13 protein-coding genes are annotated in these 15,463 nt (G+C 39.2%); 8 read left to right on the top strand and 5 right to left on the bottom strand.

Annotation, left to right across the window (positions count from 1 at the left end):
- Positions 1 to 261: 261 nt before the first annotated feature.
- From argA to AAV97_RS09920, 7 genes are all read left to right on the top strand, one after another.
- The gene (gene argA, locus AAV97_RS09950) at positions 262 to 1,617 is read left to right on the top strand and encodes an amino-acid N-acetyltransferase (RefSeq protein ID WP_046760454.1); all 1,356 of its coding nucleotides are present in this window, start codon (positions 262 to 264) and stop codon (positions 1,615 to 1,617) included.
- 329 nt (positions 1,618 to 1,946) lie between these two features.
- Positions 1,947 to 2,906: a sulfonate ABC transporter substrate-binding protein gene (locus AAV97_RS09945; RefSeq protein ID WP_005034761.1), complete on the top strand. Its 960-nt coding sequence runs from the start codon at positions 1,947 to 1,949 to the stop codon at positions 2,904 to 2,906.
- Positions 2,907 to 2,999: 93 nt separating this feature from the next.
- On the top strand, positions 3,000 to 3,932 hold the full coding sequence (locus tag AAV97_RS09940; RefSeq protein WP_227561129.1) for a sulfonate ABC transporter substrate-binding protein: 933 nt from the start codon (positions 3,000 to 3,002) through the stop codon (positions 3,930 to 3,932).
- A gap of 28 nt (positions 3,933 to 3,960) precedes the next feature.
- Positions 3,961 to 5,130, top strand: coding sequence for an FMNH2-dependent alkanesulfonate monooxygenase (gene ssuD / locus AAV97_RS09935; protein WP_046760453.1), 1,170 nt, complete (start codon positions 3,961 to 3,963; stop codon positions 5,128 to 5,130).
- Positions 5,127 to 5,948, top strand: a complete 822-nt coding sequence (gene ssuC / locus AAV97_RS09930; protein WP_004832223.1) for an aliphatic sulfonate ABC transporter permease SsuC — start codon at positions 5,127 to 5,129, stop codon at positions 5,946 to 5,948. The genes ssuD and ssuC overlap by 4 nt, the downstream gene beginning before the upstream one ends.
- A gap of 9 nt (positions 5,949 to 5,957) precedes the next feature.
- Complete coding sequence (locus tag AAV97_RS09925; RefSeq protein WP_009584298.1) at positions 5,958 to 6,755, top strand: ATP-binding cassette domain-containing protein; 798 nt, start codon at positions 5,958 to 5,960, stop codon at positions 6,753 to 6,755.
- Positions 6,756 to 7,254: 499 nt separating this feature from the next.
- Positions 7,255 to 7,869 carry a TetR/AcrR family transcriptional regulator gene (locus AAV97_RS09920; RefSeq protein ID WP_046760452.1) on the top strand — a complete coding sequence of 205 codons (615 nt, stop codon included), beginning with the start codon at positions 7,255 to 7,257 and terminating at the stop codon, positions 7,867 to 7,869.
- 103 nt (positions 7,870 to 7,972) lie between these two features.
- Here AAV97_RS09920 and AAV97_RS09915 read toward each other — a convergent pair whose 3' ends face one another.
- Entirely contained in the window at positions 7,973 to 8,539 is a 567-nt protein-coding gene (locus tag AAV97_RS09915) for a 5'-nucleosidase (protein ID WP_042089200.1), read from the bottom strand.
- Positions 8,540 to 8,716: 177 nt separating this feature from the next.
- Between AAV97_RS09915 and AAV97_RS09910 the strand changes: the two genes are divergently transcribed.
- Positions 8,717 to 9,259 carry an NADPH-dependent FMN reductase gene (locus AAV97_RS09910; RefSeq protein ID WP_046760451.1) on the top strand — a complete coding sequence of 181 codons (543 nt, stop codon included), beginning with the start codon at positions 8,717 to 8,719 and terminating at the stop codon, positions 9,257 to 9,259.
- A gap of 228 nt (positions 9,260 to 9,487) precedes the next feature.
- Here the strand turns inward: AAV97_RS09910 and AAV97_RS09905 are convergent, their stop codons facing one another.
- From AAV97_RS09905 to tssM, 4 genes are read right to left on the bottom strand one after another with little or no spacing between them, the layout of a single operon-like run.
- Complete coding sequence (locus AAV97_RS09905; RefSeq protein WP_004832234.1) at positions 9,488 to 9,754, bottom strand: PAAR domain-containing protein; 267 nt, start codon at positions 9,752 to 9,754, stop codon at positions 9,488 to 9,490.
- Between the two features lie 39 nt (positions 9,755 to 9,793).
- Positions 9,794 to 10,558 (bottom strand): OmpA family protein, encoded by a 765-nt coding sequence (locus tag AAV97_RS09900; RefSeq protein ID WP_046760508.1) that lies wholly within the window; start codon positions 10,556 to 10,558, stop codon positions 9,794 to 9,796.
- Positions 10,559 to 10,562: 4 nt separating this feature from the next.
- Positions 10,563 to 11,522 carry a type VI secretion system-associated protein TagF gene (gene tagF, locus AAV97_RS09895; RefSeq protein WP_004832239.1) on the bottom strand — a complete coding sequence of 320 codons (960 nt, stop codon included), beginning with the start codon at positions 11,520 to 11,522 and terminating at the stop codon, positions 10,563 to 10,565.
- Positions 11,523 to 11,556: 34 nt separating this feature from the next.
- A complete protein-coding gene (gene tssM, locus AAV97_RS09890; RefSeq protein ID WP_171249367.1) occupies positions 11,557 to 15,429 on the bottom strand; it encodes a type VI secretion system membrane subunit TssM in 3,873 nt (1,290 codons plus the stop codon).
- Positions 15,430 to 15,463 lie beyond the last annotated feature (34 nt).

Below are 15,463 nucleotides of genomic sequence, written 5' to 3'. Positions count from 1 at the left end.
TTCATTATTTCTCTATATTTCAGGATTAAGTTTATCCATAGATCGAAAGGAAATGTGTTGATACCGGAGCTTCAAATGCAATGTCAATCACTTCCTTTTTAATATGTGAACTTTCATCTTATATTCAAGATTTAATTGTGAAATGAATAACCCTTTTGCACTCGTCCTCCCACGTTCGAGTGCTTTTTTTATTTTGACTATTATTTCTCAGTTATTTTTGTTTAGAATCATCATATAGCAATCAACAATACTGAGATAGGTATGCAAACTGACAATCCAGAAACAACGCAAAGCACAGCGCAAGAATATGTGCATTGGTTTCGTCATTCTGCACCTTATATCAATGCCCATCGGGGCAAGACCTTTGTATTGATGTTTGGTGGTGAAGCCGTTGAACATCCAAATTTTCAGCATATTATTCATGATATTGCACTATTGCATTCACTAGGTATCCGACTCATTTTGGTCCACGGCGCGCGCCCGCAAATCAATGCAAATTTGCTCCAAAATAAAATTCAGAGTCCGATTCATATCAATCGTCGCATTACCACACGTGCTTCTTTACCCTGTGTGATGAGTGCTGTAGGTTCGATTCGACTACAAATTGAAGCCTTATTGTCTATGGGGCTCGCCAACTCACCGATGTTTGGTGCTCGCATTGATGTTGTATCGGGTAACTTCGTGACGGCAAAACCTTACGGTATTCGAGATGGGATTGATTTTCAGCTCACTGGTGAGGTTCGAACCATTGATACTGAGGCGATTCAACGTCATCTAGACAATCAAAATATTGTGCTATTAGGTCCAACAGGCTATTCAACCACTGGTGAAGTGTTTAATTTACTCGCAGAAGAAGTGGCAACAAAAACCGCCATTCACATGCAAGCGGATAAGTTGATTTTCTTGGGTAGTCAACAAGGCTTGATGGATGAGTACGGTCAATTAAAACGTGAAATTACCCCACACCAACTTGATAGACACATTGAAAAATATCAAGATTCAAATTTTGAAATTGCATTGCATTTACACAATGCCAAACAGGCATCCTTAAAAGGGGTCAATCGCGTGCACCTCCTTTCATATGCATATGATGGCGCTTTAATTGAAGAACTCTTTACCCGAGATGGGCATGGCACCATGATCACAGATGCACATTATGAAGAAGTGCGTATGGCAAATATCGGTGACGTAGGTGGTTTAATCAATTTATTACGCCCATTAGAAGAAGAAGGGATTTTGGTCTATCGTTCACGCGAACGACTTGAAACTGAAATTGATAAATTTGCTGTCATCGAGCGAGACGGTACAATTTTAGCGTGTGCCGCACTCTACCCAATTCCTGCTTCAAATGATGAAGTAAGCTCCGCTGAAATCGCCTGCGTTGCTGTCCATCCTGGCTATCGTAAATCGAATCGAGGCAGTCAAATTCTCCATTTCCTAGAAGAACATGCACGCCAGCAAAGCATTCAACAACTGTTTGTTCTCACTACACGAACAGCACACTGGTTCTTAGAGCATGGTTTTGACTTGGCGAATGTGGATGACTTACCAGAAGCGCGGCAAGCCCTATATAACTATCAACGTAATTCAATGGTATTTAAAAAACGGATTGCCTGATCCTCAAAACAAACTGAGTTCTATGAATTATCACATTTACATCTAAACTTATCTAAATAGATTCCATGACTGAGATGTTTTGCTTATGCATGATCATGGAATCTATATTCCTAATCTAAATAAAAACAATAAATTTATACTTTTCATATTCTTATAACTTTCTATTTTTATAGAATATTAATTTTATATTTCTAATTTAACGATAACTTTAGCATTTAATCATTTATCTTTTTTTTTCATTAGCAATCATCAAAAACTTATTTTTTTGAAAATACAAAGCCTTTTAAGCTGATGCTCATTCTTTTTACATTACACAGGCATCGTGACTCATGGCGCACTTATTTCAACCTTCATGGAAAAAAATCTCCTTTCTAAGTGCAAGCCTTGCCACCATCATGATGCTGACTGGATGTTCTAAACCACAAGAAAGCACGACTTTAAATATTGGTTTTCAAAAATATGGTGTATTGCCGATTATCAAAGCTCGTGGTGACCTAGATAAAGCACTTAAAGAAAAAGGGGTCAATGTCAAATGGGTTGAGTTTCCTGCTGGTCCACAATTGCTAGAAGGTTTAAATGTGGGGAGCGTATCTTTTGGCGAATCAGGTGAAGCACCTCCTATTTTTGCTCAAGCGGCAAATTCCAATCTGGTCTACGTTGCCAATCAGCCTGCTGCACCTTTGGCTGAGGCACTGATTGTCCCTAAAGATTCACCTATTCAATCGGTACAAGACCTCAAAGGTAAACGTGTGGTCCTGAACAAAGGCTCTAACGTACATTACCTTTTACTCAAAGTATTGGAGGCAAATCACTTAAAATTGGATGATATCCAAGTGGTCTACTTACCGCCTGCCGATGCACGTGCTGCTTTTGAAAAAGGTGCAGTCGATGCGTGGGTTATTTGGGATCCGTTCTTTGCTGCTGCTGAAAAACAGCTCAATGCAAAAGTGATTGCTACTGGTCAAAATGTGGTGAATAACCATCAATTTTATTTGGCTGATCGTAAATTTGCAGAACAACACCCCGATGTTTTAAAGGTCGTGGTGAATGAATTGAACACCACCACACAATGGGTATCTCAACATCAAACTGATGCAGCAAAACTTTTAGAAAAACCAACAGGCTTACCGCTTGATGTACTCAATACATCCATTTCACGGATGGGTTTTGGGGTAAGTCCGATTTCTAATGATGTGGTGAAAAAGCAACAAGATGTCGCTGATGCTTTTTATCAACAAAAACTTATTCCAAACAAAATCAATATTCAAGCGGCTGTATTAGCCCACTAATTTCGCACAATGCGATGTAATGAGGACATCAAAATGACCCAACACTTTGTACAACACAAAACATCATCATGGTTCAATGCTCCTACACATGCAATGACAACAATGTTGATCTGTAGTGCAATGCTTGGGTCAACTTCGGTGTGGGCAATCGACCCAACAGTGAAAGAATTGCGTATTGGTTTTCAAAAAAGTTCGATTAACTTTGCAATTGCCAAACAACAGAAACTCTATGAAAAGGAATTTCCCAATGCCAAGATTTCTTGGAGTGAATTTCCAGCAGGACCACAGATTCTTGAAGCTCTTGCCGTTGGTTCACTGGATGTAGGTGTCACAGGAGATACGCCACCAGTCTACGCACAAGCAGCCAATAAGCCTTTGTATTATATTGCCTATGAAGCGGCCAAACCGTTGGCTTCGGCAATTTTAGTACCGAAAAGCTCAAAAATAACCAAACTCGGCGAATTAAAAGGTAAGCGTATTGCACTACAAAAAGGTTCGAGCGCTCACTATTTACTGGTTCAAGCTGTACGTAAAGCTGGCTTGCAATGGTCGGATATTCAACCCATTTGGCTCACTCCTGCTGATGCACGCGCCGCTTTCCAAAAAGGAGCCGTCGATGCTTGGGCGATTTGGGACCCATTCTTTGCTTCTGCGCAGATTGAAGATCAAGCCCGTGTACTTGCTTCAGGGCAAGGTTTAAGTCCGAATTATACTTTTTACTTGGCGTCACCTGAATTTTTAAAAAAATATCCTCAAGCAGTCAAAGGCATTATCCAACAAATTAATGTTGCAGATAAATGGGTGCAGACCAACCGTGTTGCCACCGCACAATCAATTGGTCAAAGCACGGGCTTAAAACCACAAGTCAGTCAGACTTTTATTGATCGACGCCCTCGCCCCTCAGGTGCTGCTCCACTTTCAGCCAAAGTGATTTCAGACCAACAACAACTCGCAAATCGCTTTAGCGAACTCAAAATTATTCCAAATAGCATAGAGATTAAACAAGCTGTTTGGACTGCGAAATAGTATTTGAACTTTTTTAAGGATGCATGATATGAAAATCTTCTGGTTTATTCCCACTCACGGTGACAGTCGTTATTTAGGAACCAGCAAAGGCGCACGACAAGTCGATCATGCCTATATGAAACAAATTGCTGTTGCAGTCGATAATTTGGGTTATGAAGGTGTACTTATTCCAACAGGTCGTTCATGTGAAGATCCGTGGATCACGGCAGCAAGCTTAATTGATGCCACTAAAAATTTAAAATTCTTGGTTGCTTTGCGCCCAGGTGTAACCACACCTGCCCTCGCAGCACGTATGGCGGCTACTTTTGACCGTTTATCCAATGGTCGTGTTCTACTTAACCTCGTTACAGGTGGTGATGAACAAGAATTAAAAGGGGATGGTTTATATGAAGATCATGCTACACGCTATAAAACAGCAGCGGAGTACACCACCATTTGGCGTGAAATTTTAAAGCGTTCACATACAGGTGAATCTTTTACATTTCATGGTGAACGCCTGAGTGTTGATGATGCCAAACTGCTTTATCCCCCTATTCAAGCCCCTTATCCACCGCTTTGGTTTGGTGGCTCTTCTGAAGACGCCATCGAATTGGCAGCTGAGCAAGTCGATACTTATTTAACTTGGGGTGAACCACCTGCTGCGGTAAAAGAAAAAATTGCAGTGGTTAAAGCACGTGCTGAAGCCAAAGGACGCCAGTTAAGTTATGGTATCCGTTTACATGTGATTGTTCGTGAAACCAATGAACAAGCATGGCAAGCAGCCAATGAACTGATTCAGTATGTCGATGATGCAACCATCGCAGCGGCTCAAAAGAAATTTAAACAAATGGACTCTGTCGGTCAGCGCCGCATGGCAGAACTACACAATGGTGATCGTAGCAAACTTGAAGTTTCTCCAAACCTTTGGGCAGGTGTTGGATTGGTTCGTGGTGGTGCAGGTACAGCATTGGTGGGCGATCCACAAACAGTTGCAGACCGTATCCAAGAATATGCAGACTTGGGTATCAACACATTTATCTTTTCTGGCTACCCGCATTTGGAAGAATCCATTCGTTTTGCTGAGTTGGTATTCCCATTACTTCCATTGGAAACACGTAAAAAACTCACCCAACCAAATTTAACTGGACCATTTGGGGAAATTGTTGCCAACAACTACACACCTGAGGAAAATAAAAAGCCTTTAAAGGAGCTCGCATGAATGCCATAGTCAAGCGAAACCCTAACAAGGAAAGTCATATCGTTTCACGTGGAACAAAGCAATTTGGGCAGCGCTTGCTGCCTTGGATTGTTCCAATTTTACTCATTGTCATTTGGCAAATCGCCTCGAAAACTGGCTTACTTGAAAGTCGTGTTCTTCCAGCACCTACAGCTGTTGTATCGGCATTTTGGACATTATTGGTCAGCGGTGAACTTTGGCAACATGTCAAAGTGAGTGCAGGACGTGCCTTACTCGGGCTATTGGTTGGGGGGGGCTTAGGTCTGATTTTAGGCTTACTCAATGGCTCTTCGAAAGTTGCATCCAATCTACTGGATACGACCTTGCAAATGATTCGAAATATTCCTGCTTTAGCACTCATACCGCTTGTGATTTTATGGTTCGGTATTGATGAATCTGCAAAATTATTTCTAGTGGCTGTTGGCGTATTTTTCCCTATTTATATCAATACCTATCATGGCATTCGCTCAGTCGATCCCCAGTTAATTGAGATGGGGAAAAGCTATGGTTTAAATCGCTGGCAATTGTATAAAGAAATTATTTTACCAGGCGCAATGCCATCCATTTTGGTTGGCTTACGTTTTTCATTGGGCTTAGTTTGGGTCTTACTTATTGTTGCAGAAACTATTTCTGCTCAATCTGGAATTGGTTATATGACCATGAATGCCCGTGAGTTTCTACAAACAGACATCGTCCTTGTCGGTATTTTACTGTATGCCCTTCTCGGCAAGCTTGCCGATGTATTCGCACAATTCTTAGAAAAATATCTATTGCGTTGGCACGCAGGTTATCAGAAATAGGAGCTTAAAATGACCGATTTAAGTATAAGCCAATATGCCAATGATCTTCTTCCAAACCCAGACATTATTGAACAAGATCAGACAAAAATTGGCGCAGAAATTTCGATTGAACAGCTGCATAAGTACTATGGTGAAGTTAAAGTTCTTGAAGATTTAGACTTACATATTGAAGCAGGAGAGTTTGTTGCAATTGTAGGACGCAGTGGCTGTGGTAAAAGTACACTCTTGCGTTTAATTGCTGATTTAGAACAACCGAGTTACGGTGAAATTAAATTTAAGTCGTTGTTGAATTTCCGTGAAGGTATTATTGCAGATGATATCCGAGTGATGTTTCAAGACCCGCGTCTTTTACCTTGGAAAAACATTTTAAAAAATGTGCAATTGGGTCTCACCAAAGATCAATTTCCCAAAGCTGAGCAATTATTAGAAAAAGTCGGGTTAAAAGAAAAGTCTGGATTATGGCCTTCTCAACTTTCAGGTGGACAACGTCAACGAACAGCACTTGCACGTGCCTTGTCGCACACACCACGAGTATTGCTTCTTGATGAACCTTTGGGAGCTTTGGATGCATTAACACGCCTAGAAATGCAAAGCCTGATCGAAAAACTGTGGTTAGAACAAGGATTTACTACTATTCTGGTCACCCATGATGTCAGTGAGGCTGTGCAATTGGCAGACCGTATTATTCTTTTGGATAAAGGGCATATCGCACAACAGTTTCAAGTTGATTTAGCCCGCCCACGTCAAAAAGGAGTTGCCTTTGCTGAGCTTGAACAACAAGTGCTTGCTGCGGTGCTTGCGACTTAAAAATAGCGTGCTGAAATTTTATCTATAAAATATAAGGGCATAAAAGTTCGTGCCCTTATTCCAGATTGAATCCTATATTTTTATCAATATACCGAAGTTTTATCCATTTTTATCGGCGAAAACTTCATTATTAAATAAATAAAATCATCCGTAGAGATTCTTCATTCAAATATAATCGAGTGCTTTTAAATCAAAATGACTTTCTTAAATTAAAATTAAATAACAGCATTCATGGTTCATTATTTTGTAAGTGACTCAAAAAATAGCCTTATACTAAAAAATGTCACAAAATTTAAATAATAAGCTATAACTGACATAATTTTTATATTAATTTTGCTCTAGTTTAGTGCAATTTTAGATAATAGTGAATTACGATTGATTTAATAATAAAACTTCATAATTATTTATCAGAAATATACCAAAATAATGTTGCTTTCTGTGCACAAATCAAACATTTTACCGTACAATTTAATAATCATTTATTTGATTTAAAGATGCGATGGAACAAAAAAAGAGTGCTCAAAAACGGCAGCAGTTACTTAGTGCTGCACTTGATGTGTTTTCTGTCTATGGTTTCAACGGTGCAAGCCTAGACGAAATTGCGCAGTTAGCAGATATGCATAAGTCGAATATTTTCTATTACTATGAAAATAAAGAAGCTTTATACGTTGAAGTCCTGACTACCGTGATGCAGAAATGGTTAGCACCATTACAATCGCTTGAATCGGAATTGGAACCAGCTGAGGCTTTGTCACATTACATTATGACAAAGATCGAAATCTCAAGAACTCAGCCCAAAGCCTCTAAGCTTTTTGCCTTAGAAGTAATTCAAGGTGCGCCACATATTTTATCCATCCTCAAAGGTCCGCTTAAAAAGTTATTTAAACGCAAAGCGAAGGTCATTTTGAATTGGCAAACTCAAGGTAAAATCTCAGATCAGATTGATGCTGAATTACTGATTATCAATATTTGGGCATTGACTCAAAACTATGCTGATTTCAGTACTCAAATCGAAATGGTTACAGGTAAAACTTTACGCAATAAAAGTATGTGTCTACGTGCAATCGAACATACGATTCACATGACTTTATATGGTGTTTTACCGCGTAATTAATCATCCAATATAACAATATTGGTTATTTTGGCAAACGACCATAGTTCCCTATGGTCGCCTGAACTTAAATTGAAATTCTAAAGATATACAATTTGTTGTTTTTCTAATCTAAAGACTGATAAAGTTTTAATAATTTCTGTGCGCCTAATAATAAATTTTCTTCCCAATCTAAATGCGCAGTATCGTTGGCACCATCGGTAATATACTTCACGGAAATTAATTGCACGTTGAGCTTTTTACATACTTTCGCCAATGCATAACCTTCCATATCAACTAAATTACAATTGACCTTTGGCTGCCCTGTTTCAAAACTATCCCCTGTACCACAAATGCCTTTTGATAAATGAGGAAAATAACAGTCTAAATGAATTTCTTGAGGAAAATGCTGATCCATTGGCGTCACACCCACTTCAAAGCCGAGTGGAGAAACATCCATATCTCGCTGTACAAAGGTTTTTACTTCGATCAATTCATGGGCATTAAAAGTTGAGCTTCCTGCACTTCCGAGGTTCAATATGGTTTTGCAACCTGTTTTTTGAATTACATCATAAGCTGTGAATGCTGCATTGATTTTGCCAATTCCACTATAGTGAATGGGAATTCCTGCTTGTTCAAACAAACCTTTAGATTCATTGGGTAAAGCCATGATTAATGCTAAATTATCTTTCATCACTGATCAAAATTAAAATTTTACTTATTAAAATTGAAATTTTATTCTAGATCAATTTAATTCTTTTTTAAAACAATCTGCCCACCACATTTAATTTAAAATCATATACAAATCACTACGATACTCTACATTTTGATTGTTCATAATGATGAAATACATAAATAGAGATGAAAATAAATGAATATCCAAATCATTGTGGGCAGTATTCGAGAAGGTCGTGTTGCAATCAAAGTTGCAGAATGGCTACTCAAAGAAATTAACAAACTTGAATTTAGTACTTTAAATGTTGAAATCGTAGATTTAAAAGAATGGGATTTGCCTTTCTTTGCAGGGAAAAACTCACCTGCATCTGGTATTTATGACCAACCTAAGCAGCAGGAATGGGCAAAAAAAGTCGCTTCGGGAGATGCCTTCATTTTCATTACCCCAGAATATAATCATGGATACAGCCCTGTACTGAAAAATGCAATTGACTATGTATATAAGGAATGGCAAAGCAAACCTGCAGCGTTTGTGAGTTATGGTGGAACCAACGGCTCTCGTTCTATTGATCAAATTAAACAGGTATGTGCCTTTATTGGTATGGTCGACTCCAATGCTGTCATCGAAATTCGTGATATTGGTCAACGTGGTAAAGCTGATATTTTTGAAGGTAATGAATTTGATCAGAAAGCTGTAAAATCTGTAGTCAATAAATTGATTCAATATGCCAATGTTTAAAGTGATTAATGTACGCTTTAGCTTACAATGATTGTTTGATTTTACGACTTGGACGATCTAAAGAATTTATCTATTCTATAGTCATAGGGAACAGGAAGTTTCCCAGACACAAAACAACAATAATCGGTCTGAGCATCAGGAAGTGAGGTAGAACAGGAGTTTACCTAACGAACCAATACGAAAAAGCCCCGTCAGGATGATGGGGCTTTTTTTATCCCTGATGAATCGTTAATTCTGCCCAACTGTTAATGATTGATCGCCAATACATTTACAACCACATGATAAAGGTGAATTATGTTGTGCCGCAGCCTTGCCCATCACCAACATATGATTATCACCTGCCACAATCGTAGCTACACACTTATGCTTAGGGCATGTTGCTTTGTCTCCGACACAGGCAATTGCCTTTCCATCAATCAAAAAAGATGATTGGGCAGAAATGATTTTTCCACCACCTGTGGTTGGAGATCCTAATGTAATATATGGAAGTGCCATAATTTTTACCTTTTATTGTTTTGTTATTCAGAAAGCATATTATAAAACATCAAACTCAATACGGCGGTTCTTTCTACGCCCCTCATCCGTTGCATTGTCAGCAACAGGTTTAGTCGAACCTAATCCTGCAGTACTTAGGCGAGTTGGTGCAATACCTTTAGTGGTTAAATATTGTTTTACAGCTTCAGCACGTTGCAAGCTTAATGTTTGGTTTTTTTGTGGATCACCCTGACTATCAGTATGCCCAACAATCTTAACATTCTTACCCTGAACCTTATTTAATGCAACCACCATCTCGTCTAAGATTTGTGTACCTGCTGGAGTCAAAACTGCTTTACCAGATTCAAATTCAATAATTCGATTTTTTAATGCATTATCAATAACCGATTGCTCCGCAGCATTCACGGTAATTTGTGCATTGAGTCGGTAAGGCGGTTGAACCAATGACTGAAATAATGTGGTGGTAGGTTGAATATCAGTTTGAACACCCATTTTCCCCATCAGTTCAACTTGCGTACCTCGTACCGAAAGCTTACCTTGGCTAATTTTTTTTAGATCCGGCGTGATGACTCGGGTCACTGAATCGCTCCAGCCATTCGGCGCGGATACAGGACGGATTTGAATTTTATCAACCACCTGATCATTACCATATACCGCTTTTAACTTGGCTAAAATCGCTTGTTTGGTCATATCATTGGGTACAACACCCTCAACTACGATCGGTGCAGCAAATACCTGTAGTGAATAAAATAAGCTCGAAATAATCGCAAATTTTTTCAATATTTTTACTTTTTGATTCTTCATATCATTATTCATCTATAAAGGTTTGCCGAAAAATTTTCATACCTTGCGTTAAACTTAATTGACGCTGGCAGAGCGATTGCTCAAGCGCTGCAAGACCTGCATTCTGTTCAAGATAAGCATCAATCCATAATGGTTGTACCAAAGACACCCAATGATCATTTTGCATATTTTGAGTAAAAATATTACTTAATGCAGTAATGTCAGCACCTTGGAATCCAAACAATAAAATCGGTGACTCTTGGTGCAAAATACCGATCAAAATCTCTGTATTGTTTTTTTCCAAGAAACGTCCAATTAAATTGACCCAAAATGCAGCAATTTCATAACAATAACTTTGGTTATTGATGGGTAAAATTAATACTTTTGATAATTTACTGGTGCCATGTTTCAGTACAGGTTGCAGCAATAAACCCAAGCCCAGCATACTTTGCGCCAATTCATAAGGCGTGATCTTCATCATTTGCGCAAATGAATGCATTGTATGATGTTCGAAGAAGTCTTGTGTTTTTAGCTCAGACAGTACCTGAACCTCGCGATCAATCAAACCAAGTTTATTCACCAATAACTCAGGATCAGTTATGGTTCTAAACATGCGATTCTTTTGAAAAAGATCAATCAGTACAGGTTTATATTTAAACGGCGCATACAATAAGTTTTGAAAAGGATTTTCAATTTCCAATAATTGGCTCAAAACCATTGGAAACTGGCGCCCTGAACTGTCTTCACTGGTCACCATATTGGCGGCAAGAAACATTTTTTCTTTCGGATTGGCAATAAAGAAATCTAATGGTGCTAAAGATTGATAGGCTTCATTAAAATTTTCTTCCCGCATCGCCATTTCTAGTGCTTCAGTAATCCATTGATCAATCACTTGGATCAATGCATATTGCCCTTTGGTTTTTAAAAAGTCACCGCGCGCAGGGCATTTTCCATAATACAATGGTGTAGACTTTAATGTTTGCATACTTTCATCCCTCGCACTAAATCGTTCCCTAAGATCATTGAGCTCCCCCATTTGTTGCAGGCTGCGGTGCTGCATTTGCTGCAGGCGCCTGCGGTTTAGGCGCTGCTGCCGATGATGCTGCGCCACCAAATGGCGATGAAGCTTGTGGATTAGATGCTGTTGCAGGTGCTTGCTGTGCTGCAACCACCAATGCCGCTTTAGGGCTAGTGACTCGATCTACCAGTTTTAAGCCCACATAACCACGATTTGAACCAATTGGGTTAGAAGCATTACCACTAATCAAACGGAACTGAAGTTTCACAAACAAATCACTGTTTTGTTTGCTGGTCCATGTCATTTCAAAACTACCATTGAGTGGCTTACGTTGTGCACTATCAATTAATTTGTTGATACCATACTCGCCTGGTTCCTCAAAGATCGTATGAGTTTGACCATCTAAATCAATTGCTGTGATGCGCGCACCCGGAATTGCTCCAGGATTTGGCCACATAAAGTTCACCCATTGTTGAATACCATTTTCATAAACTAAACGCTGTCCATCAATATCAATGCTATAAGACAACAATTTGTTATTTGGAATTGGATAGAACTGGAAGTTTGATTGGTTGGCTGCTGGGGCACCACCGCCTGCCGCACCAGCTGATGCACCATTGATCGGTGTAGTATATTGCTCAAAATTCATCACAAATTCTGGGTTCAGCCCCACACCCATATTCTTCCAAGTTTTTGAAGATAAGGTATAACCACGACGAATCACGAATGGGTCTAGCGTCTCTTTAACAAACTTGGAAATGCTTCCGTTATCACCAAAAATTTGACTAATTTCATTACTGGTCGCCTGAATTGTTCCTGATGAATTAAACGGAACTTTTTGCGAAAGTGTTTGACTAAATGGTTGGTACGCTTGTAAGGTCCAAAGTTTGTTGATCTCATCTTGTGCTGGGGTCAATAAGCTATCGAACGATTGCGTCAATGGGCTAACCAAAAGCTTTTGAACCATTTGCTGATCTAGCTCGCCCAAGCCTACTGTGAGTTTTTCATCGACAACTTTTTGGGTCGCATTAAAGACTGAACTTTGATCATTGATTGTTTGTTTTGCTAAAGCCAAAGCACTTGGACCAAAATCACCCGCGCTACGAAGGTCATTCAATTTACTTCTCACTTGAGCCATGTTCTGTAAATAGTCGTCGAGCAATGATTTGTCTTGTAAATCATCACGCTTACGTACCAATTGATAGAACACTTGGAACTGTTGAGAAATTTGTCCTTGTGTCTGGTTAGACGCGCGTTGGATTTCATCCGATTTACCCTGACCGAGTACTTTACGTTTGAACCAAGCAACAAAACCTGTTTGTGGTGCGGTAAGCTCTGCTTGAACCACAGGGTTATCCCAGCTGGTTTCTTTCGCAACACGATCAATATAAGTTCGGATTGGAGAGTTTTGTGGTTCACCCAACACATCCATGATCTTCGCTTGCTGAACAAAATCAGGACCTTTTGCATAATGGGTAGCGTTAATAAACTTTTTCCATTCTGCAATATATTCTTGTTTATACAGTTGCGTCAGCTGTTTACGAATTTGATCTGGACTACCACTAAATGTTAAATCGTCAGACTGCGTACTATTCAATACCCAATCTTTGGTATCTGTTGGTTTGTTTGCAGCTTCTTCAATGGCTTTGTCAACATATTCATCCCAAGCTTTCTGGGTGAATATTCCTGGTAAAGCATAACCACCCAACATCACGTTACGATTGGTTTCACCCACAATTTGTGCCACAGTGACAGCAGGGTAACGTACGGCTGCACGCATTTTGATTTCGTTATAAACACGATCACGTGCTGGCATTCCTCGAACCACTGAGAGCAATACTTGACGAGTTTGATCGACGAGCTGAGCATCTGACTCTAAAACTGGGAACTTTTTATCATTGGCTAATGTCATTGAATAGCTCAAGATTTTTTCAGCTTTTTGAATCATTTCTCCACGCGGCATTTGTCCACGGTTGGCATCTAACCATGAACGCCAGAAACGGGTAACTTGATCACTTAAATGACTTGCATCCATATATTGTGGATTACTCATCATAAGATAAGCTTTCAATGCATTATAAGCATCTTGCGGATTTGTGTCTGAAGGCTCTGATGCAATCTGTGTAGAAGAGGTTTGTTTAATTTCCACATTAACATGATTTTGCTTGAGTGTTTGCTCATTGCCTTTAACACGTTGCAAATACTGCGCAATGTTTTGCTGACTCGGCGCTAAGACAATCTGTCTCACCCCTTTTAAATACTCCGCTTTTAATTTTTCTTTTAACTCATTGCCTTGATATAAACCAAACGAGAACTTTAAAGGGCGATGCTGATCAAAGTCATCTAGCTGCTCTAACCGTTGTTGCAAGATCAGTAAAGCATCAATTTGGGTTGAAAGCTCTTGACCTGTGGTTTGTTCCATTTGAACAACTTTATTGAGATCTGCTTGTACATCTGCAATTAATTGCTGGTTATTACGATAAGACCAAACCCATAAGCCTAAAATAATCGACACACCCAATAATGATGCGATAAATGCCAAGTAGCGCTTACGTTTTGTGTTTGGATTAATATGTTGTTTAACTAAATTCTTATCTTTCAGAATAACTTCTGAGAATAAGCCCTTTAAGAAATAACCATGATTCTGAGAGATTGAATTTTGTGGAATACCATGTTCACTGTTGGGGATCTTAGCCAGTTGAAAATCATCAACGATTTGTTCTGTCATTGGACTTTCAATCACACCTTCTTGTAAAGCACTGGTGAAATAGAAACCACGGAATACAGGTTTAAACTGGTATGGATTTTCTTCAAACAATGTCCCGATAAAAGTTTTTAATACAGGTTTTAACGTCTTAAATTCAAGCGGGAAAGTCATCACACTTGGAGAAATATTTTGTGCATGACGGCGACTTAAATGGGTTGTACTTACGCCTTTTAAGCCATCATATAAAATGTTGTAATGTTTCTCGAAGTGTTCAGCTGCATTTTGTGATGATTCTGGATCATAAGGTAAAGTTGCACCCCAAACTTGATCAAATTCTGCTGCCTCATAGCATTCAAAGAACTCAGTGAAACCTGCGATCAAATCCATTTTAGAGAAAACCAGATACACTGGCGCAAAGATCTCTAAGCGTTCAGTTAAGTCTTGGATACGCGCTCTTAAACTTTTCGCTAATTTAATTGATTTTTCAGGGCTTTGACTGACCAATTCAGCCACACTTACAATCACAATCAATCCATTGATCGGTGCTTTTGAGCGATTCTTTTTCAGAATATTTAAAAAACCTAACCATTCTGAATGATCTTCTGAATATACAGAATAGCGCCCTGCGGTATCGAGCAACACTCCTTCTGTAGAGAAGAACCAATCACAGTTTCGCGTACCACTGAGTCCTGAAGACACCACTTTTTGATGGGTTTCTTCGAATGGGAATTTCAAACCAGAATGATAAATTGCTGAACTTTTCCCCGCGGCAGGGTTACCAATCACCATATACCACGGTAATTCATAAAGAGCAGCGTTTCCGCTTTTGTCACCCAATTTAGATTTACGAATCAATTGGATCGATTCTTTCATCTGTTGGTTGATCAGGTTTAATTCTTCTTTGTCTTTTTGTTTTCCGTATTCAGCTGTGTTGTCTTGCTCAATGGCTTCAGCCAAAGCTTCACCTTGTTCAGCATGCTTACGGCGTTGAATCAGCCAGTAAATTCCGTAAATCACCAACCCAAGGATATAGGCAGCGAGCATCATAAAGAAATACTGACGTGGTACCACACTGTACGAAGAAATTATCGCAACAAGGATTGAAAGCGCAATCACAAGCTTTGGATTTGTGATGTATTGCCATGCATAGCTTAAAATTGTTTGTATCATTTTCTCGATTTCTTTCTAAATTTGTCTGTAA

This window comes from Acinetobacter sp. Ag2, from assembly GCF_001005515.1.
In the GTDB taxonomy this organism is placed as follows: domain Bacteria; phylum Pseudomonadota; class Gammaproteobacteria; order Pseudomonadales; family Moraxellaceae; genus Acinetobacter; species Acinetobacter bereziniae.
Note: the sequence above shows the minus strand (reverse complement) of the source record. Positions and strands in the feature narration are given on the sequence as shown.